15 protein-coding genes and 1 pseudogene are annotated in these 20,333 nt (G+C 73.4%); 15 read left to right on the top strand and 1 reads right to left on the bottom strand.

The window, feature by feature from the left end:
* Positions 1 to 25: 25 nt before the first annotated feature.
* The 3 genes and pseudogenes from ACZ6K0_RS18700 to ACZ6K0_RS18690 form a co-directional block, all read left to right on the top strand.
* Positions 26 to 151, top strand: a pseudogene (locus ACZ6K0_RS18700) (DUF4244 domain-containing protein); the annotation flags it as partial.
* On the top strand, positions 138 to 509 hold the full coding sequence (locus tag ACZ6K0_RS18695) for a TadE family type IV pilus minor pilin (protein WP_469230878.1): 372 nt from the start codon (positions 138 to 140) through the stop codon (positions 507 to 509). The pseudogene ACZ6K0_RS18700 and the gene ACZ6K0_RS18695, both read left to right, overlap by 14 nt.
* 152 nt (positions 510 to 661) lie before the next feature.
* A complete protein-coding gene (locus tag ACZ6K0_RS18690; protein ID WP_469576452.1) occupies positions 662 to 1,000 on the top strand; it encodes an Rv3654c family TadE-like protein in 339 nt (112 codons plus the stop codon).
* Here ACZ6K0_RS18690 and ACZ6K0_RS18685 read toward each other — a convergent pair.
* On the bottom strand, positions 945 to 3,419 hold the full coding sequence (locus ACZ6K0_RS18685; protein ID WP_469230874.1) for a DEAD/DEAH box helicase: 2,475 nt from the start codon (positions 3,417 to 3,419) through the stop codon (positions 945 to 947). The two genes, ACZ6K0_RS18690 and ACZ6K0_RS18685, sit on opposite strands and share 56 nt — an antisense overlap.
* An 80-nt stretch (positions 3,420 to 3,499) precedes the next feature.
* Between ACZ6K0_RS18685 and ACZ6K0_RS18680 the strand changes: the two genes are divergently transcribed.
* The 12 genes from ACZ6K0_RS18680 to tmk all read left to right on the top strand — a co-directional run bounded on the left by ACZ6K0_RS18680 (position 3,500) and on the right by tmk (position 20,241).
* On the top strand, positions 3,500 to 3,853 hold the full coding sequence (locus ACZ6K0_RS18680) for an STAS domain-containing protein (protein WP_015034520.1): 354 nt from the start codon (positions 3,500 to 3,502) through the stop codon (positions 3,851 to 3,853).
* Positions 3,854 to 3,867: 14 nt separating this feature from the next.
* Positions 3,868 to 4,326 (top strand): ATP-binding protein, encoded by a 459-nt coding sequence (locus ACZ6K0_RS18675; protein ID WP_055642713.1) that lies wholly within the window; start codon positions 3,868 to 3,870, stop codon positions 4,324 to 4,326.
* 154 nt (positions 4,327 to 4,480) lie between these two features.
* Positions 4,481 to 6,808: a sodium-translocating pyrophosphatase gene (locus tag ACZ6K0_RS18670; protein ID WP_469230872.1), complete on the top strand. Its 2,328-nt coding sequence runs from the start codon at positions 4,481 to 4,483 to the stop codon at positions 6,806 to 6,808.
* 161 nt (positions 6,809 to 6,969) lie between these two features.
* Positions 6,970 to 7,719 carry a small secreted protein gene (locus ACZ6K0_RS18665; protein WP_469230870.1) on the top strand — a complete coding sequence of 250 codons (750 nt, stop codon included), beginning with the start codon at positions 6,970 to 6,972 and terminating at the stop codon, positions 7,717 to 7,719.
* A 77-nt stretch (positions 7,720 to 7,796) separates the two neighbouring features.
* Positions 7,797 to 9,392: a DUF7059 domain-containing protein gene (locus ACZ6K0_RS18660; RefSeq protein WP_469230868.1), complete on the top strand. Its 1,596-nt coding sequence runs from the start codon at positions 7,797 to 7,799 to the stop codon at positions 9,390 to 9,392.
* The gene (locus tag ACZ6K0_RS18655; RefSeq protein WP_469230866.1) at positions 9,389 to 10,393 is read left to right on the top strand and encodes an ArsR/SmtB family transcription factor; all 1,005 of its coding nucleotides are present in this window, start codon (positions 9,389 to 9,391) and stop codon (positions 10,391 to 10,393) included. The genes ACZ6K0_RS18660 and ACZ6K0_RS18655 overlap by 4 nt, the downstream gene beginning before the upstream one ends.
* Before the next feature lie 144 nt (positions 10,394 to 10,537).
* Entirely contained in the window at positions 10,538 to 11,656 is a 1,119-nt protein-coding gene (locus ACZ6K0_RS18650) for an ABC transporter ATP-binding protein (protein WP_469230864.1), read from the top strand.
* A complete protein-coding gene (locus ACZ6K0_RS18645) occupies positions 11,653 to 12,426 on the top strand; it encodes an ABC transporter permease (RefSeq protein WP_376406973.1) in 774 nt (257 codons plus the stop codon). Before ACZ6K0_RS18650 ends, ACZ6K0_RS18645 begins: the two co-directional genes overlap by 4 nt.
* A 14-nt stretch (positions 12,427 to 12,440) precedes the next feature.
* The gene (locus ACZ6K0_RS18640) at positions 12,441 to 13,232 is read left to right on the top strand and encodes an ABC transporter permease (RefSeq protein ID WP_469230862.1); all 792 of its coding nucleotides are present in this window, start codon (positions 12,441 to 12,443) and stop codon (positions 13,230 to 13,232) included.
* 179 nt (positions 13,233 to 13,411) lie between these two features.
* On the top strand, positions 13,412 to 13,609 hold the full coding sequence (locus ACZ6K0_RS18635) for a hypothetical protein (RefSeq protein ID WP_376406969.1): 198 nt from the start codon (positions 13,412 to 13,414) through the stop codon (positions 13,607 to 13,609).
* Between the two features lie 259 nt (positions 13,610 to 13,868).
* A complete protein-coding gene (gene topA, locus ACZ6K0_RS18630) occupies positions 13,869 to 16,715 on the top strand; it encodes a type I DNA topoisomerase (RefSeq protein ID WP_376406967.1) in 2,847 nt (948 codons plus the stop codon).
* Positions 16,716 to 16,896: 181 nt separating this feature from the next.
* Entirely contained in the window at positions 16,897 to 20,241 is a 3,345-nt protein-coding gene (tmk, locus tag ACZ6K0_RS18625) for a dTMP kinase (protein WP_376406964.1), read from the top strand.
* Positions 20,242 to 20,333: the final 92 nt, after the last annotated feature.

Below are 20,333 nucleotides of genomic sequence, written 5' to 3'. Positions count from 1 at the left end.
TGTAAAGGATGCACAGAATTTTGACGAGTACGCGGTCGGCACGATCGCCGCGGCGGCCTTCGCGGCCGTGCTCTACAAGATCGTGACGAGCGGGACCGTCTCGGGAGCGCTCGAGTCGATGATCGGCAAGGCCCTCGATGCGCCGTTCTGACCGGGGGTTCGTGACCGTGGAGGCGGCCATGGTCCTGCCCGTCCTCGCACTGTTCGCGGTGACCCTGCTCTGGGCGCTGGCCGCGGCCGCCGCGCAGATCCGGTGCGTGGACGCGGCGCGGGCCGGGGCCAGGGCGGCGGCCCGCTCCGAGCCGGTCGCCGCCGCCGAGGGGGCCGCCCGGGCCGCCGCGCCCGAGGGGGCCCGGGTGTCGGTGACGCGGTCGGGGGAGCTGTGGCGGGTGACGGTGGAGGTGGCGGCCCTGGGCCCCGGGGGCATGGGAGTGACCTTGCGGGCGGGCGCGGCGGCCCTCGCGGAGGACACGGTGGGCGAGGGCCTGGAGAGCGGGGGCCCGCCGTGATCGCGGGCAGCAGGGCAGGTCGGGCCGGCCGGGCAGGTCGGGTAGTCCGGGCCGGTCGGGCAGTCCGGGCAGTCCGGGCAGTCCGGGCCGGTCGGGCAGGTCGGGGCGACGGGGCAGGTCGGGGCGACGGGGCCGGTCGGGGCGATCGGGGGGTGGCGACCGTGTGGACGGCGTTCGCGGCCTGTGCCTTGTGTGTGGTGTTCGGGGCGGTGCTCGCGCTCGGGCAGGCGGTGGCGGCCCGGCACCGGGCCGGGGGTGCCGCCGATCTGGCCGCCCTCGCCGCGGCCGACCGGGCCCTGTGGGGCGCGTCCGAGGCGTGTGCCGCCGCTTCCCGGGTGGCCGCCGCGCAGGGCGCCGAGCTGCTGCGGTGCGTCGTGCGCGGCGAGCTCGCCGAGGTGACCGCGCGGGTGGCGCACGGCCCGTACCGGCCGGAGGTCAGCTCTCGGGCGGGGCCTCCGGGGCTTCCGGGGCCTCCCGCAGGAGTTCCGTGAGGAGCCGGACCGCGCCGCGCTTGTGCAGCGGATCGTTGCCGTTGCCGCACTTCGGGGACTGGACGCAGGAGGGGCAGCCCGCCTCGCACTCGCAGGAGGCGATGGCCTCGCGGGTCGCCGTCAGCCAGGCCCTGGCCGTGTGGAAGGCGCGTTCGGCGAACCCCGCGCCGCCCGGGTGACCGTCGTACACGAAGACGGTCGGCAGGAGCGTGTCGGGATGGAGGGGGACGGAGACGCCGCCGATGTCCCAGCGGTCGCAGGTGGCGAAGAGCGGCAGCATGCCGATGGAGGCGTGCTCGGCGGCGTGCAGGGCGCCCCCGAGGATCTCCGGGGTGATCCGGGCGGCGTCGAGCTGGTCCTCGGTGACCGTCCACCACACGGCCCGGGTGCGCAGGGTGCGGGGCGGCAGGTCGAGCTTGGTCTCGCCCAGCACCTCGCCGGTGATCAGACGGCGGCGGAGGAAGGAGACGACCTGGTTGGTGACCTCGACGGAGCCGTAGCAGAGGCGGCCGGCTCCCCAGGGGATCTCGGTGTCGGTTTCGAGGACGGAGACGGAGGTGGTGTCGCGGGCGGTGGTGGAGTACGGCGGGACGGCCTCCTCGACGAGGGCCACGGAGTCCTTCAGGTCGAGCTCCCGCACCAGATAGGTGCGGCCCTGGTGGAGGTGGACGGCGCCCTCGTGGACGGCGGTGTGGGAGGCGGCCTCGTCGACCGTGCCGAGCAGGCGGCCGGTGCCGGCCTCCACGATCCGGACGGGGCTGCCGCCGCCGCCCCGGATGTCGGTGAGGTCGGCCGCCCGCTCGCGGCGGGTCCAGTACCAGCCGGTGGACCGGCGGCGCAGCAGTCCGGCGCCCTCCAGCTGGGGCATCAGGCCGGGCGCGGCCGGGCCGAAGAGCGTCAGGTCCGCGTCGGTCAGCGGGAGCTCCGCGGCGGCGGCGCACAGATGGGGGGCGAGGACGTAGGGGTTGTCGGGGTCGAGGACGGTCGACTCGACCGGTTGTTCGAAGATCGCTTCCGGGTGGTGGACCAGGAAGGTGTCCAGCGGGTCGTCCCGGGCGACGAGGATCGCGAGGGCGCCCTCGCCCGAGCGGCCGGCGCGACCCGCCTGCTGCCACAGGGAGGCCCGGGTGCCCGGGTAGCCGGCGATCACGACGGCGTCCAGGCCGGAGACGTCCACGCCCAGCTCCAGGGCGGTCGTGGCGGCCAGGCCGAGGAGCTCGCCGGAGTGCAGGGCCCGCTCCAGGGCGCGGCGCTCCTCGGGCAGGTAGCCGCCCCGGTAGGCGGCGACCCGGCGGGCCAGGGCGCGGTCGGTCTCGGCGAGCCGTTCCTGGGCGATCACCGAGATCAGTTCGGCGCCGCGCCGGGAGCGGACGAAGGCGACCGAGCGCACGCCCTGCCGGGTCAGGTCGGTCAGCAGGTCGGCGGTCTCGGCGGTGGCGGTGCGGCGTACGGGAGCGCCGCGCTCGCCGTGGAGCTCGGTCAGCGGCGGCTCCCACAGGGCGAACACCAGTTCGCCGCGCGGGGAGGCGTCGTCGGAGATCTCGGTGACCGGCAGCCCGGTGAGGCGGCCGGCGGCCAGGGCGGGTTCGGCGGAGGTGGCCGAGGCGAGGAGGAAGACGGGATCGGAGCCGTACCGGGCGCAGATCCGGCGCAGGCGGCGCAGCACCTGGGCGACGTGGGAGCCGAAGACGCCCCGGTAGGTGTGGCACTCGTCGATCACGACGTAGCGCAGGGCGCGCAGGAAGGAGGACCACCTGGGGTGGGAGGGGAGTATGCCCCGGTGCAGCATGTCGGGGTTGGTCAGCACGTAGTTCGCGTACTGGCGGACCCACTCGCGCTCCTCGACCGGGGTGTCGCCGTCGTAGACGGCGGGGCGGATCCGGGTGCCGAGCGGGCCGGCCAGTTCCCGTACGGCGCGGCGCTGGTCGGCGGCGAGGGCCTTGGTGGGCGAGAGGTAGAGGGCGGTGGCCCCGCGACCGTTGGGGGCCTCCGCGCCGTCCAGGAGGGTCGTGAGGACCGGGGCGAGGTAGGCGAGCGACTTGCCCGAGGCGGTTCCTGTGGCGATCACCACTGACTCGCCGTTCAGAGCGGCCTCGGCGGCCTCCGCCTGGTGGGCCCAGGGGTGCTCGATCCCGGCCTCCTGGATCGCGCTGATCACCTCGGGACGGATGAGGTGCGGCCAGACGGCATGACGGCCCTCCCGGGCGGGCATGTGCTCCGTATGAGTGATGCGCGCGGCCCGACTCTCGCCCGCGGAGAGCCGGGCGAGGACCACGCCGGGGGAGGGGCGACTGCCCGTGTCCCCGGCTGGACGACGGGGGCGCTGATTCTTGGCCATCGGCACCGAGTGTGTCACTGCCAGGACGGACAATGCTTCCAAGGCGTCGTGCATGACAGCCGGTAAGTGATTGAATGCCATTGCGGCTGGCGATCAGTTCCCTGGCTCCGCCTGGGAGGCCCGAGGGGGCGATCGCCCGATAGCAAGGTGCTGGAGGATCCGTGGACCTGTCCCTGTCGACTCGCAATGTGTCCGGCGCTGGTGGTGACCGTACGGTCGTCGAGGTCGGTGGCGAGATTGATGTGTATACCGCGCCCAAGCTGCGCGAGCAGTTGGTCGAGTTGGTGAACGATGGCAGCTACCACCTGGTTGTCGACATGGAGGGCGTGGACTTCCTCGACTCCACCGGCCTGGGTGTGCTCGTCGGTGGTCTGAAGCGCGTCCGCGCGCATGAGGGCTCGCTGCGTCTGGTCTGCAACCAGGAGCGCATTCTGAAGATCTTCCGGATCACGGGGCTCACCAAGGTGTTCCCGATCCACACGTCGGTCGACGAGGCCGTCAACGCGGTCGACTGACCCAGGGGGATCGCATGGCCACCGTTGAACTCCGATTCAGCGCTCAGCCCGAGCACGTCCGTACGGCCCGCCTGGTGGCGGCCGCGGTCGCCCGCAGGGCCGGAGTGGACGAGGCGGTCCTCGACGAGGTGCGTCTCGCCGTCGGTGAGGCCTGTTCCCGTGCGGTCGGGCTGCATCGCAGCAACGGCGTCACGACCCCCATCAGGGTCGTGCTGACCGAGGAGGAGAAGACGTTCTCCATCGAGGTCGGCGACGAGGTGCCGGGCGCGGGCGTGGCGGCGGCGGATGCCGCCGGTGTGCCCGGTGCGCGGTCCTCGGCCCCGGCCGACGACTTCGACGACGCCGACGGTGAGGACGAGATGGGTCTCGCGGTGATCCGCGGGCTCGTCGACGACGTCGAGGTGAGCGCCGGCGAGGACGGCGGCACCATCCGCATGAGCTGGCCGACCAGCCCGGCGGACGTCCTGTCCTGACGCCGCCCGACCGGTACACGTACGACGAGAAGAGGCCCCGCCCTGTGCGGGGCCTCTTCTCGTTGCCCGAAAGGGCGCATCCGCTTGGTGCATCCGCGCGGTGGCTCAGCAGGGTCCCCGTTCGTGCCGGTTTGCCTCCCTATGATCCGTCCCCATGGACCCCACTTCGCTCGCCGCGGCGGTGCTCACGAGCGGGAACCGGACGATCGTGGTCGTCGTCGCGGCCGTCGCCCTCGGCGCGCTGGTCGTCGCGCAGCTCCTCGTCCGCCAGGTGCTCGCGGCCGGCGAGGGCACCGAGAAGATGAAGGAGATCGCCGCCGCCGTGCAGGAGGGCGCGAACGCCTATCTCGCGCGGCAGCTGCGTACCCTCGCCGTCTTCGCGGTCGCCGTCTTCTTCCTGCTGATGCTGCTGCCCGCCGACGACTGGTCGCAGCGCGCGGGACGGTCCCTGTTCTTCCTGGTCGGGGCGTTGTTCTCGGCGGTCACCGGATACGTCGGCATGCGCCTCGCCGTCCGGGCCAACGTGCGGGTCGCCGCGGCGGCCAGGGAGGCCACCCCGGGGCCCGGCGAACCGGAGAAGGACCTCACCGAGGTCGCGCACCGGGCCATGCGGATCGCCTTCCGTACGGGCGGGGTCGTCGGCATGTTCACCGTCGGCCTCGGGCTGCTCGGCGCCTCCTGCGTCGTCCTCGTCTACGCCGCCGACGCGCCGAAGGTCCTGGAGGGTTTCGGGCTCGGCGCCGCGCTCATCGCGATGTTCATGAGGGTGGGCGGCGGGATCTTCACCAAGGCCGCCGACGTCGGCGCCGACCTGGTCGGCAAGGTCGAGCAGGGCATTCCCGAGGACGACGCCCGCAACGCCGCCACCATCGCCGACAACGTGGGCGACAACGTCGGCGACTGCGCGGGCATGGCCGCCGACCTCTTCGAGTCGTACGCGGTGACGCTGGTCGCGGCGCTCATCCTCGGCATGGCCGCCTTCGGCGACTACGGCCTCGCGTTCCCGCTGATCGTGCCGGCCATCGGCGTGGTCACGGCGGTGATCGGCATCTTCGCGGTCGCCCCGCGGCACGCCGACCGCAGCGGGATGAACGCGATCAACCGGGGCTTCTTCCTCTCGGCGGCCATCTCGCTCGTGCTGGTCGCCGTCGCCGCCTTCGCGTACCTGCCGTCCTCGTACGCCGAGCTGACGGGCGTCACCGAGCCCGGCATCCCCGGCCACGGCGGCGATCCGCGGGTGCTCGCCCTCGTCGCGGTCGCCATCGGCATCGTCCTCGCCGCGCTCATCCAGCAGCTCACCGGCTACTTCACCGAGACCGGCCGCCGTCCCGTGCGGGACATCGGCAGGTCCTCGCTCACCGGACCCGCCACCGTCGTCCTCGCGGGCGTCGCCCTCGGCCTGGAGTCCGCCGTCTACACGGCCCTGCTGATCGGGCTCGCCGTCTACGGCGCGTTCCTGCTCGGCGGCGCCTCGATCATGCTGGCGCTGTTCGCGGTCGCCCTCGCCGGGACGGGCCTGCTCACCACCGTCGGCGTGATCGTCGCCATGGACACCTTCGGCCCGGTCTCCGACAACGCGCAGGGCATCGCGGAGATGTCCGGGGACGTCCGCGGCGCGGGCGCGCAGGTCCTCACCGACCTCGACGCCGTGGGCAACACCACCAAGGCCATCACCAAGGGCATCGCCATCGCCACCGCCGTCCTGGCGGCCGCGGCGCTCTTCGGCTCCTACCGGGACGCCATCGCGACGGCGGTCGCCGAGGCCGGCGGGATCGGCGCGATCGGCGGCGCGGCGGACCTGCTGACGCTCTCGATGGACATCTCGCAGCCCAACAACCTCTTCGGACTGATCCTCGGAGCGTCGGTCGTGTTCCTCTTCTCCGGGCTCGCGATCAACGCGGTGTCCCGGTCCGCCGGTGCGGTGGTGTACGAAGTGCGGCGGCAGTTCCGCGAGCACCCCGGGATCATGACGTACACCGAGAAGCCCGAGTACGGGCGGGTCGTCGACATCTGCACCAGGGACGCGCTGCGCGAACTCGCCACGCCCGGGCTGCTCGCCGTGACGGCCCCGATCGCGGTCGGCTTCGCGCTCGGTGTCGGCCCGCTCGGCGCGTACCTCGCCGGGGCGATCGGCACGGGCGCCCTGATGGCGGTCTTCCTCGCCAACTCCGGTGGCGCGTGGGACAACGCGAAGAAGCTGGTCGAGGACGGCAACCACGGCGGCAAGGGCAGCGAGGCGCACGCGGCGACCGTCATCGGGGACACGGTCGGCGACCCCTTCAAGGACACGGCGGGACCGGCGATCAACCCGCTCCTGAAGGTGATGAACCTGGTCGCGCTGCTGATCGCCCCCGCGGTCGTGAAGTTCGGTTACGGGGACGACGCCAGCGACGGGCTGCGGGCGGCGGTGGCCGGCTTCGCGGTCCTCGTCGTGGTCGTCGCGGTGCGCTTCTCCAAGCGGCGTTCGGTGACCGTCTCCTGACGTGTCGTCCGTCTCATTCCCCGGGCGCCGGAGGTGTCCGGGGAGGCTTCTCCCTTGGTTCAAATGACTGCAATGTGGGATGAATCCCTCCCACGAAAGGTGGAAGTAGCCCGTTCGGCGTGTATGTTCCGGGGCCGAGAGCCTTGGAAGGGACCGATCCGGTGAACAAGAAGCTTGCGGCCGCACTGTCCGGCGGTGCGGTACTGGTGCTCGCGCTGTCCGGTTGCAGCGACGACGAGGGCAACAAGGTGGAGGACTGGGCGAAGACGTTCTGCGACCAGGCGAAGCCTCAGATCCAGAAGCGGGCCAACGCCCACCAGATCATCATCTCGACGGCCGCCGACAGTAAGCCGGCCGAGATCCAGGCCGCCGACTCGAAGGCGTTCCAGGACATCGCCGACGCCGACCGCGCCCTCGCCAAGGCCGTCGAGGCCGCCGGTGCCCCGCCCGTCGAGAACGGCGAGAAGGTCCAGCAGGACGCGATCAAGGAGCTCAACGCCACCGCGGTGGCTTACATGGGCCTCAAGAAGGAGGTCGACGCGCTGGACCCGAACAACCAGCAGAAGTTCGCCGACGGCCTCCAGAAGGTCGCCGACGGGCTGACCAAGATCGAGAAGATGGACCAGGCGGCGCTGGCCAAGCTGGAGGAGGGCGAGCTGGGCCAGGCGATGGCCAAGCAGCCCGGCTGCCAGAAGCCCACCGCCTCGGTCCCGCCGAAGACCTCCGGATCGGCCACGGCCTCGCCGAAGGCCGGCTCGACCTCCTCGGACAAGGGCGCGGACGCGGACGCGGGCTCGGGTTCGGGCGCGGACTCCGACGCGGACTCCGACGCCGACCCGGGCTCCTCGGGGCCGAGCAAGAAGGCCTCCGCCAAGCCCTCCCAGAAGTCCTCCCCGAAGTCCTCGGAGTAGGTCTTCCCCACCCCGGCGGCGGCGATCGGCCGTCCGCCGCCGGGTCGGCCGCCCGGATGTCGGTGGCGGCCGTCACAATGGGATCCGTGAGTACGACCAGCCTGCCTCCCCGCCTCCCGGTGCCCGCGCACGCCGACCGTCTGCGCGAGGCCCTGCTCGCCGCCGACTACACCGCCGACGGACTGCTCGACCTGCTCGGCGCCCCCGCCTACGCGGCGCTCGCCCGCAGCGAGACCGTGCCCGCCCTGCGCGCCACCCGCGGCGACTCGCCGCTGGAGACCCTCGTCCGGCTCTTCCTGCTCCAGCGGGCCGTCCCGTACGGGAGCGCCGCCGCCGCGCTCCCGCTGGACGAGGCCCTCGCCGACGGCTGGGTGATCCACGAGGACGACGCCGTGCTCGCCACGGTCGACGTCCGGCCCTACGGAGGCGAGGACGGCGGAAACTGGTTCATCGTCTCCGACCTCGGCTGCGCCGTCGGCGGCGCCGGCGGCATCGGGAAGAAGGCCGAGGGCGTCGTCCTCGGCGTCGGCGGAGCCTCCACCACGCTCGCCGGGATCACCGTCCGTACGCCGGTGTCCTCCGCGCTCGACCTCGGCACCGGCTCCGGCATCCAGGCGCTGCACGCCGCCCAGCACGCCACCCTGGTCACCGCCACCGACCTCAACCCGCGCGCCCTGGACTTCACCCGGCTCACGCTCGCCCTCTCCGGGGCCCGCGAGGCCGAGCTCCTCGAAGGCTCGCTCTTCGAGCCGGTCGACGGCGACACGTACGACCTGATCGTCTCCAACCCGCCGTTCGTCATCTCCCCCGGCGCCTCGCTCACCTACCGGGACGGCGGCATGGGCGGCGACGACCTGTGCCGCACGCTCGTGCAGCAGGCGGGGGAGCGGCTCAACGACGGCGGATACGCCCAGTTCCTCGCCAACTGGCAGCACGTGGAGGGCGAGGACTGGCAGGAGCGGCTGCGGGCCTGGGTGCCGCGCGGCTGCGACGCCTGGATCGTGCAGCGCGAGGTCCAGGACGTCACCCAGTACACCGAGCTCTGGCTGCGGGACAGCGGTGACCACCGCGGCGACCCGGACGCGTACCGCCTGGCGTACGGGCGCTGGCTCGACGAGTTCGAGGCCCGCAGGACCAGGGCGATCGGCTTCGGCTGGATCACCATCCGGCGGAACGCCGCGGTGGAGGCCGGCGAGACCGAGCCCTCGATCCTGATCGAGGAGTGGCCGCACCCGGTCGAGCAGCCCCTCGGCGACACCATCCGCGCCCACTTCGCGCGCCAGGACTACCTGCGGACCCACGACGACGCCGCGCTCCTCGCCGACCGCTTCACGCTCGCGCCCGAGGTGATGCAGGAGCAGGTCGGGCTGCCGGGCGCCGAGGACCCCGAGCACGTCGTGCTCCGGCAGAACCGGGGCATGCGCCGCGCCACGAAGGTCGACCACGTCGGCGCCGGGTTCGCCGGCGTGTGCGACGGCACCCTCAGCGCCGGCCGCATCCTCGACGCGATCGGGCAGCTGATGGGGGAGGACCCGGTCATACTGCGGGACCGCACCCCGCAGGCGATCCGGCTGCTCGTCGAGGAGGGCTTCCTGCTGCCCGTCGGGGAGACGCCCGGGGAGTACGGAGAGTTCGGGGAGCACGGGGAGTTCGGCGGGGAGAGCGGCGCTTGATACGGATCGAGCTGGACGAGGCCTCCCTCGGGGCGACCAGGATCGCGATCAGCCCGCTGCGGGACGCGTTCTGTTCGATGCACCTCGCGCTGCCGCACCGCCACCCGTCCTGGCCGTACCAGGAGTGGGTCGGGCAGGCGCGCGAGGTGTGGCGGGAGGACGACCGGCTCCGCCCCCTGTGGGAGCTGTTCGCCGTGGGACGGGCCGAGGTCTCCGACTTCCTGCTGCCCCGGCCGTTCGGCACGGTCCACGTCCACGAGGAGCTGGCCGCGCTCCGGGCCACCGACCCGGAGTTCGTCCGCGCCCAGGCCGCCGTCTGCTATCCCGGCATGGACGACGCGCCCTTCCTGCAGCCCTACCTGAAGGAACCGGAGGCGGCCTGCGCGGCGCTCGCCGACGCGTACGCGGCCTACTGGGAGGGCGCGGTCGAGCCGTACTGGCCGACGATGCGGCGGCTCGTCGAGGACGAAGTGCTCGTCCGGGCCAGGACGTTCGCGACGGAGGGCGTCGACGCGCTGTTCGCGGGCCTGGAGACGCGGGGGCGATGGCAGCCCCCCGTACTCGAACTGACCAAGTACATCGACGCGGAGTACGCGCCCGGGGAGCGGCGGCTCGTGCTCGTGCCGCTGGTCTTCGCCGAGGGCTGCCGGCTGTACTCGACGGACGACCCCGAGGTGTTCGCGCTCAGCTTCCAGGCCCGGGGCGCCGCCGCCCTGCGCGAACCGCCCGAGCCCGTCGCCGAGGACCGGCTCGGCCTGATGCTCGGCCGGGGCCGCGCGGCGGTCCTGCGCGAGCTGGGCGGGCCGCTCACCACGGCCGGGCTCGCCGACCGGCTCGGCCTCGCGCCCAGCACCGTCTCCGAGCACCTGTCGGTGCTCTCGGAGGCCGGTGTCGTCACGCGGCACCGCGTCGGGCGCTCGGTGTACTACCAGCTCACGGACACCGGCCGTTCGCTGCTCGCACTGCTCGCCGGGGAGGGCGTGCTGCGCGCGGTCGCCTGAGCCGTCGCCGCGGAGGCGGGGCGGGCCCGGGCCGGGCCGGGGCCGGGCCCGGGGGCCTGGGCGACGATTCGAGGGCTCGGGCGACGATTCGGGGGCTCCCGAATCGATGGCCCCGGCCCTGCGCGGGCTTCTACCGTCCGCCGCATGCTCGCAATCGAGGCGGACGCGCTGCGCCGCACCTACACCAGCAGGGCCGGGTGGCTGAAGCCCCGGCGGACCGAGACCGAGGCCGTGCGCGGGGTCACCTTCGAGGTGGCCCCGGGGGAGCTGTTCGGCCTGCTCGGCCCCAACGGCGCCGGCAAGACCACCACCATCAAGATGCTCAACACCCTGCTCCTGCCGACCTCCGGCACGGCCCGGGTGTTCGGCCACGACGTGGCCCGCGACCCCGTCGCCGTACGCCGCAGGATCGGGTACGTCTTCGGCGGCGACCGCGGCCTGTACGACCGGCTCTCCGCGCTCGACAACCTCCGCTACTTCGCCGAGCTGTACGGCGTCGAGGCCCGCGACCAGAAGCGGCGCATCGCCGAACTCCTCGACCTGGTCGGCCTCGTGGGCCGGGAGAAGGAGCGCGTCGAGGGCTACTCGCGCGGCATGCGGCAGCGCCTCCACATCGCCCGCGGCCTCCTCCACCGCCCCGACGTGCTCTTCCTCGACGAGCCGTCCATCGGCGTCGACCCCGTCGCCGCACGCGACCTGCGCCGTACGGTCGCCGACCTGGCCGCGAGCGGCACCACCGTCCTGCTCACCACGCACTACATGGCCGAGGCCGACGAGCTCTGCGGCCGGATCGCCGTGATCGCGGGCGGCCGGATCCGCGCCCTCGGCACGCCCGAGAGCCTCAAGTCCCGTGTCCGGGGGCGGGACGTGCTGGAGATCGAGGCGTACGGGGTGGACGAGGAGCGCCTCGACCGGGTGCGGCGCCTCGACGGAGTGCGGGGCGCGTCGGTCGAGGACCGGGGAGCGCTCCAGATCGTCACCGTGCAGACCGGCCGGGGCTCCGCCGAGCTGCACGGACCGGTGCTGACCGCGCTGGACGGCGTACGGATCGGACGGGTCACGAGCCGCGAACCGTCCCTGGAGGACGCCTACATCGCGATCGTGGAGGAGGCGGCGGCGACGGCGGCGGCGGCCGTCCCGGACCAGTCCGCGGCGCCTGCCGAGGAAGCGTCCGAGGGCGTGTCCGGTGGCGTGTCCGAGGGCTCGTCCGGGGGCGTGACCGGTGACGTGTCCGAGGGCGTGTCAGAGGAGCTGGCCGTATGAGGCACGTCCTGCGGCTGATCCTCGTCGGCGTGCGCACCCATGTCTCGTACATGTCGCGTTCCCCGATCGAGATCACCTTCGCCGTCCTCGTCCCGCTCGTCTACGCGACCCTCGCCGTCTACCTCTTCCGGGCGGCGGGCGACCCCGACCGGCTGCTCACCGCCTCCGTCGGCGCCGGACTGATGGGCATCTGGGGCTCGGTGCTCTTCGGTTCGGGCGGCGCCGTGCAGAACCAGCGGTGGCTCGGCACCCTGGAGACCCTGGTCGTGGCGCCGGCCCCGCTCGCGCTCGTCCTGCTCCCGATCACCCTCGCGACCGCCGTCATCGGCACGTACGCGATGGGCGCGACGGTCCTGTGGGGCGTGGTCCTCTTCGGCGTCCCGCTCGACTTCGCGCACCCGCTGCTCTTCCTGCTCGCCGTGCCGGTGTGCGTCCTCGCCCTCGGCATGATGGGGCTCCTCCTCGCCGCCACCTTCGTCCTGCTGCGCAACGCCAACGCCCTGGCCAACCCGCTGGACACCCCCGTCTGGCTGCTGTCCGGGCTCCTCGTGCCCGTCACCGTGCTGCCCGCCTGGACGCACCCGCTGTCCTGGGCGCTGCCCACCACCTGGGGCGCGCGGGCCGTGCACGCGGCGACCTCCGGCGGGGACGTGCTCACGCCGCTGCTCGCCGCCGTCGCGCTCGGGGCCGGATACGCCCTGGCCGCCGTCCTCGTCCTCGGACGGGTGGAGCGCCGGGCACGCGCCGCCGCCACCCTCGCCCTCACCTGAAAGGCCAGACAGAGATGTTCCGTTTCCTCGACACCGCCCGGCTCGTCGTCGTCGGCGGCGCGATCTCCTACCGGGCCCTCTTCAACTGGACGACCCCGCCGATGTTCATCGGAACTCTGCTGGTGGGGCCGCTTCTCCAGGTTTTCTTCTTCGTCTTCCTCGGCCGGGAACTGGGCGTCGCCGACGACCGTTTCCATCTCGTGGGGAACGCCGTCCTCGCGGCTTCCACCTCCTGCGTGTACGGCGGCACGATGGCCGTCGCCAACGAGCGGCGGTACGGCACCCTCGGCGCCGTCCTGCTCTCGCCGCGGCACCGGGTCCCGCTCTGGACCGGCCGCGCCCTCCCGTACGTCCTCAACGGGCTGTTCGTCAGCGCCTTCGTGCTCACCGCCGCCGCGCTCGTGCTCGGGCTGCCCGTGCCCGCCGGGGCGCTGCCCGGGCTCGCTCTGGTGCTGCTCGTCGCCGCCGGTGCCTGCTCGGCCTTCGGGCTCGCGCTGGGGGCGCTCGGGCTCCGCTTCCGCGACGTGTTCCTGGTGTCCAACGTGGCGAGTTCGGTGCTGCTCCTGCTGACGGGCGCGGCCGTGCCCCGGGGGTCCCTGCCGGAGTGGATGCGGTTCGCCGGGGAGCTGCTGCCGCTCACGCACGCGGCGGACGCGGCGCGGCAGCTGACCGCGGGCGGCGGTCTGGACGGGTCACTGCTCGGGACCGAGCTCGCGGTGGGTGCCGGCTGGGGCCTGCTCGCCGTCGCCCTGCTCGCGGCCTTCGAGCGCGGCAGCCGGCGCCGGGCCACCCTCGACACGATGTGACGGAGGACGTGACGAACGAGAAGGAGGGGAAGTGAGGGGTGGGTCACTACCGGCCATCTTCGTGAAACCGTACGGGACGGTCCGCGTCGTTCACCCGGAATTCGCACCCTCGATGCCCGGAGGTGTCAGCCTCGGCCTCGGGAGACGAACACCGCACGTGGACGGAACGGGGTACGGGCATGGAGAGCGGGCCGGCGATCTTCGCGGGGGCGGCGTTCACGCTGTTCGGGGCCGCGCTGCTGCTGTGGACCACCGTACGGGCGCTGCACCGTGAGCCCGTCGCGTACGGGGTCGCCCCGCGGACGGCCGTGGCGGTCACGAGCCTCTTCGGCACCCTCTTCCTCCTGCTCGGCGTCTGGTGCTTCGGCAGGCTCTGACTCCTTCTCCGGATCCGTCTCCGGACTCTCTCCGGCGCTCCGGTGCGTCCGCCCGCCCCGCCCGACCGGGAGTCCGGGCGGCAGGAATGCCAGGACTCGGGTTACCGTTCGAGTGGCCGTTGCGGGCTTTCGCCGTTTGACACGGGGGCGGGTTGTACCGTCACACTCCGCAGCGACGGGAGCGTCACCGTCCGTGCCGCTGCCGTGCGTGCCAGTGCCGTACGTGCCAGAGAGTGTCGATCCGGAGAGAAGAGCGAAGTTGTCCCCGACCAGCGAGACCGCACACGGCGGCCGCCGACTCGTCATCGTCGAGTCGCCTGCCAAGGCGAAGACGATCAAGGGCTACCTCGGCCCTGGCTATGTCGTCGAGGCGAGCGTCGGGCACATCCGCGACCTCCCCAGCGGCGCCGCCGAGGTGCCGGAGAAGTACACCGGCGAGGTGCGCCGGCTCGGAGTCGACGTCGAGCATGACTTCCAGCCCATCTATGTCGTCAACGCCGACAAGAAGGCGCAGGTCAGGAAGCTCAAGGAGCTGCTCGCCGAGTCCGACGAGCTCTACCTCGCCACCGATGAGGACCGCGAGGGCGAGGCCATCGCGTGGCACCTCCAGGAAGTCCTGAAGCCCAAGGTCCCGGTCCACCGGATGGTCTTCCACGAGATCACCAAGGACGCGATCCGGGAGGCCGTCGCCAACCCGCGCGAGCTCAACCAGCGCATGGTCGACGCCCAGGAGACCCGCCGCATCCTCGACCGGCTGTACGGCTACGAGGTCTCGCCGGTCCTGTGGAAGAAGGTCATGCCGCGGCTGTCCGCCGGCCGCGTGCAGTCCGTCGCCACCCGGCTCGTCGTCGAGCGGGAGCGCGAGCGCATCGCCTTCCGCTCCGCCGAGTACTGGGACCTCACCGGCACCTTCGGCACCGGCCGCACCGGTGACGCCTCCGACCCGTCCTCGCTGGTCGCACGCCTCGCGGCGGTCGACGGCAAGCGCGTCGCGCAGGGCCGTGACTTCGGCGCCGACGGGCGGCTGAAGTCCGACGCCGTGCTCCACCTGGACGAGGAGAAGGCCCGGGCGCTCGCCGCCGCGCTCGCCGACACCGCGTTCGCCGTGCGCTCGGTCGAGTCGAAGCCGTACCGCCGCTCCCCGTACGCCCCCTTCCGCACCACGACCCTCCAGCAGGAGGCGAGCCGCAAGCTGGGCTTCGGTGCGAAGGCGACCATGCAGGTGGCGCAGAAGCTGTACGAGAACGGCTTCATCACCTACATGCGTACGGACTCCACGACCCTGTCCGACACCGCCGTCTCGGCGGCCCGGGCGCAGGTCACGCAGTTGTACGGCGCCGACTACCTGCCGGAGAAGCCGCGCGTCTACGCGGGCAAGGTCAAGAACGCGCAGGAGGCGCACGAGGCGATTCGTCCTTCGGGTGATCGTTTCCGCACCCCGGCGGAGACCGGCCTCAGCGGCGACCAGTTCCGGCTCTACGAGCTGATCTGGAAGCGGACCGTCGCCTCCCAGATGAAGGACGCGACCGGCAACTCGGTCACCGTGAAGATCGGCGGCCGGGCCTCCGACGGCCGCGACGCCGAGTTCAGCGCGTCCGGCAAGACGATCACCTTCCACGGCTTCATGAAGGCCTACGTCGAAGGCGCCGACGACCCGAACGCGGAGCTCGACGACCGCGAGCGGCGCCTGCCGCAGGTCGCCCAGGGCGACGCGCTCACCGCCGACGAGATCACGGTGGACGGCCACGCGACGAAGCCGCCGGCCCGCTACACCGAGGCCTCGCTGGTCAAGGAGCTCGAAGAGCGCGAGATCGGCCGCCCGTCGACGTACGCGTCGATCATCGGCACCATCCTCGACCGCGGCTACGTCTTCAAGAAGGGCACGGCCCTCGTGCCGTCCTTCCTGAGCTTCGCCGTCGTCAACCTCCTGGAGACGCACTTCGGGCGGCTCGTCGACTACGACTTCACCGCCCGGATGGAGGACGACCTCGACCGCATCGCGCGGGGCGAGGCCAAGTCCGTGCCGTGGCTGAAGCGCTTCTACTTCGGTGAGGGCGACGGCACGGGCCAGGGCGGCGCCGCGGACGCCGGGAACGGCGACGGCGACCACCTCGGCGGTCTCAAGGAGCTCGTCACCGACCTCGGCGCGATCGACGCGCGCGAGATCTCCTCGTTCCCCGTCGGCAACGGCATCGTGCTCCGCGTCGGCCGCTACGGCCCGTACGTCGAGCGCGGCGAGAAGGACGCGGAGGGCCACCAGCGCGCCGACGTCCCCGAGGACCTCGCGCCCGACGAGCTGACCGTCGAGCACGCCGAGGAGCTGCTCGCCAAGCCGAGCGGCGACTTCGAGCTGGGCACCGACCCGGTCAGCGGCAACCAGATCGTCGCGAAGGACGGCCGCTACGGCCCGTACGTCACGGAGATCCTGCCCGAGGGCACCCCGAAGACCGGCAAGAACGCGGTGAAGCCGCGCACGGCCTCCCTCTTCAAGTCGATGGCGCTCGACACCGTCACCCTGGAGGACGCGCTCCGGCTGATGTCCCTGCCGCGGGTCGTCGGCGCCGACGCCGAGGGCGTCGAGATCACCGCGCAGAACGGCCGCTACGGCCCGTACCTGAAGAAGGGCACGGACTCGCGGTCGCTCACCGACGAGGAGCAGCTCTTCTCGATCACGCTCGACGAGGCCCTCGCGATCTACGCGCAGCCGAAGCAGCGGGGCCGGGCCGCGGCCAAGCCGCCGCTGAAGGAGCTGGGCACCGACCCGGTCAGCGAGAAGCCGGTCGTCGTCAAGGACGGGCGCTTCGGCCCGTACGTGACGGACGGCGAGACCAACGCCACCCTGCGCACCGACGACAGCGTGGAGACGATCACGCCGGAGCGCGGTTACGAGCTCCTCGCGGAGAAGCGGGCCAAGGGACCGGCGAAGAAGGTCGCCAAGAAGGCCCCGGCGAAGAAGGCCCCGGCGAAGAAGACGGCCACGAAGACGGCGGCGAAGAAGACCACCGCCGCCAAGACCACGGCCGCCAAGAAGACCGCCGCGAAGAAGACCACGACGGCGAAGAAGACGACCGCCGCCAAGAAGACGGCGGCGTCGCAGCCGGAGTAGACGCGGAACGTGAGAGAGCGGGAGGGGCGGGGGCCGATGGCCTCCGCCCCTCCGGCGTTTGCCCGGGTCGGGGGCCCTGTCGGCTCTAGTGTTCGCCGTCTCGCGTCGGTCCCGTCACAGGGTCGTCCGGATGTTCGGTCGGAGGCCGCAGGGAGCAAGGACGTCCGGATAGGGTGGACGGATGACGCGAGCAGAGCAGCCAGACCGCCTCGGCGATTCCGACGCCGCACTCGTCGCGGATTCCCAGGAGCGTGCCGTACGGGCCCTCCTGCACCATCAGCCCTTGCGCCGGCTGTGGGGCGCCCAGGTGGCCGGCGGCGTCGGTGACGCCCTCGCCCTCCTCGTCCTCGTGCTCCTGAGCCTCCAGGCGGCCGTCGTCGAGGGGGCTCTCGGGGGCGGATACCGGGGCGCCGCGTTCGCCGTGGCCGCCGTCGTCGGTACGCGCCTGCTGGCCTCGGTCCTCTTCGGGGCCGTCCTCCTCGGGCCGCTCACCGCGCTCACCGGGCCCGACGGCCCGCTCGACCGCCGCTGGACCATGATCGGCGCCGACGGACTGCGCATCGCGCTCCTCGTCATCGCGCCCCTGTGGATCGACTGGCTCCCCGGCAGCGCGCTCTGGTACCTCCTCGGCACCGTCTTCGTCACGGGCGCCGCCGAGCGGCTGTGGACCATCTGCCGCGAGGGCGCCGCGCCCGCGCTGCTCCCCGCCCCGCCGCTGGAGGGCGACGCCGTACGGCCGCTGCCCGACCACCTCGGCGCGCTGCGCCGGCTGTCCCAGCGCACCGGCTTCCTCGTCGTGCCGGCCGCAGCCGGCGTCCTGCTCGTCGCCACGCTCGTCGGCGAACTGCTCGGCACCGGACTCGACTGGTTCTCGCTGCACCAGGCGGCCCTCGGCTCGTACGTGGCCGCCGGACTCTTCGCCGCCTCCGTCACCGGCCTGTACGCGATGGCGCTGCCCGGCGGGAAGACCCCGAGGCCCCGCTCGCCCCTGGAGGGGCTGCGCCGCCCGTCGGCAGAGAAGGGCGGCGCGGAGGGTGCCGCGGCCGCGAAGGGCCGCACCGGCGTCCTGCCCCTGCTGGTCCTGACCTGCGCCACCGTCGCCGGGGCGATCGCCGCGGCCGCGTCCCTCGCCGTCCTCCACGCGTACGACCTGGGCGGCGGCCCCGTCACGTACGCGCTGCTGATCCTCGCGCTCAGCGGCGCCACCGCCGTCGGCATCCGCACCGCCCGCTCGGTCCTGCCCGTGCTGTCCCGGCGCCGGCTGCTCGCGCTCGCGACCGCCGTCACCGGCGTCGCGCTGATCGCCATGGGCCTGGTCCCGGACACGGCGACCGTGCTGTTCCTCGCCGTCCTGGCCGGGTACGCGGCCGGTGTCGCGGCCAACACCGGCCACACCCTCGTCGACCAGGAGACCGAGGAGCCGCGCCGGGCCCGGACCACCGAGCACCTCCAGGCCAACGCCCGCGTCGGCATGGCCGTCGGCGCGCTCGCCGCGCCGCTGCTTGCCGCCGCCATCGGGCAGTACCGGCTCGCCTCGGAGGGCGGCGTCTTCGCGCACGGCGGCGCGGCCCTGACGCTCGCCCTGGTCGGCGCCCTGCTGCTGCCGGTCGCCGCGCTCGTCCTCGCGAAGACCGACGACCGCGCCGGTGTCCCGCTCCGCCGCGACCTGCGCGACGCGCTGCGCGGCTCCGACCCCGCCCAGGCGGCCTCCCCGACCGGCTTCTTCATCGCCCTGGAGGGCGGCGACGGCGCCGGGAAGTCCACGCAGGTCCAGGCGCTCGCCGAGTGGATCCGCGCGAAGGGCCACGAGGTCGTCGTCACCCGCGAGCCCGGTGCCACCCCGATCGGCAAGCGGCTCCGCTCGATCCTCCTCGACGTGTCGTCGGCGGGGCTCTCGAACCGCGCCGAGGCCCTGCTGTACGCGGCCGACCGCGCCGAGCACGTCGACTCCCTGGTCCGGCCCGCCCTGGAGCGGGGCGCGATCGTCCTCTCCGACCGGTACATCGACTCGTCCGTGGCCTACCAGGGCGCCGGCCGCGACCTGTCCCCGACCGAGATCGCCCGCATCTCCCGCTGGGCGACGGACGGGCTCGTCCCGCACCTCACCGTCGTCCTCGACGTCTCCCCGGAGACGGCCCGGGAGCGCTTCACCGAGGCGCCCGACCGGCTGGAGTCCGAGCCGCCGGCGTTCCACGCGCGCGTGCGGGCCGGTTTCCTCGCCCTCGCGGCCGCCGACCCCAGCCGCTACCTCGTCGTCGACGCCGGCCAGGAGCCCGAGGCCGTCACCACCGTCGTACGCCACCGGCTCGACCGGATGCTGCCCCTCTCCGAGGCCGAGGTGAAGGCCGCAGAGGAGGCCCGCCGGAAGGCCGAGGAGGAGGCGCGGCGCCTCGCCGAGGAAGAGGCCGCCCGCAAGGCCGAGGAGGAGCGCCTGGAGCGCGAGCGGCAGGAGCAGCTCGCCAAGCTCCGTGCCGAGGAGGAGGAGCGCAAGCGGCGCGAGGAGGAAGAGGCGCGCCGTCTGGAGGCCGAGCGGCAGGCGGAGGAGGCCCGCCGGAAGGCCGAGGAGGCCCGGGTCGCCGCCGAGCTCGCCGCCGAGGAGGAGCGCAAGCGCCTCGCCGCCGAGGAGAAGGCCCGCCTGGAGGAGCAGGAGCGGCTCCGCAAGGAGGCCGAGGAAGCGGAGCGGCTGCGGGCCGAGGCGGAGGAGCGCCGCCTGGAGAAGCAGCGCAAGGCCGAGGAGGCCCTGCTCCGGGCCGAGGAGGCCCGCCGGATGGCCGAGGCCGCCGCCGCCGCGAAGGCGGCGGAGGAAGCCGCGCTGAAGGCGGCCGCGGAGAAGGTCGCCGCGGAGGCGGCCGCGAAGGCCGCCACGGAGAAGGCCGCTGCCGAACGGGCCGCCGCGGAGAAGGCCGCCGCCCAGCGTGCGGCGGCGGCGGAGGCGGCCGCGGCGAAGGCCGCCGAGGAGAAGCGGGCCGCGGCGGAGCGGCGTGCGGTGGCCGAGCAGCGTGCGGCGGCCGAGCGGGCCGCCCGGGCCACCGAGGTGTCCGCGAACGAGGTCACCGTGCCGACGCCGGTCGTGAAGCCGGACGCCAGGGCGGATGCCGGCTCGACGGACGCCAAGCCGGTCGCCGGGACCGAGGCGCCCACGGTGGCGCCCGACGAGGTCACCGTGGCCACGCCGATCGTGAAGCTGCCGGAGGCCGAGACGGCCGTCCTGCCGCAGATCCGGGACCCGCGCGCCGTCGACGAGACCGCCGTCCTGCCTCCCGTACGGGATCCCCGGACGGCCGACCCCGCCGACCGGGTGCCGCAGGGCATCTTCCGTGACGAGCGGCAGCAGCCCCGGCCGGCCCCGGAGGCGCACGGCGCGAACGACCGGACCCGTGAGCTGCCCCAGCTCGACGAGAACGGGCAGCCGCGCCGCCGCTCGGACTGGGCCGAGGAGACCCCGCTCGACGATCTGCCGACCCTCGCGGACGAGCTGTTCGGCCCGCACGACGACGACGAGAACGACCGCCGCCGTCGCCGCTGAGCATCGAGGGTCCGGGTCGAGGGTGTAGCCAGCTCCACCCTCGACCCGGAAGCCAGCTCCATACCGCCGTGACCTGCGGTTTTCTACCGTTG

This window comes from Streptomyces sp. NPDC042346 (assembly GCF_055581845.1).
This window is presented reverse-complemented; position numbering and strand designations above follow the sequence as displayed.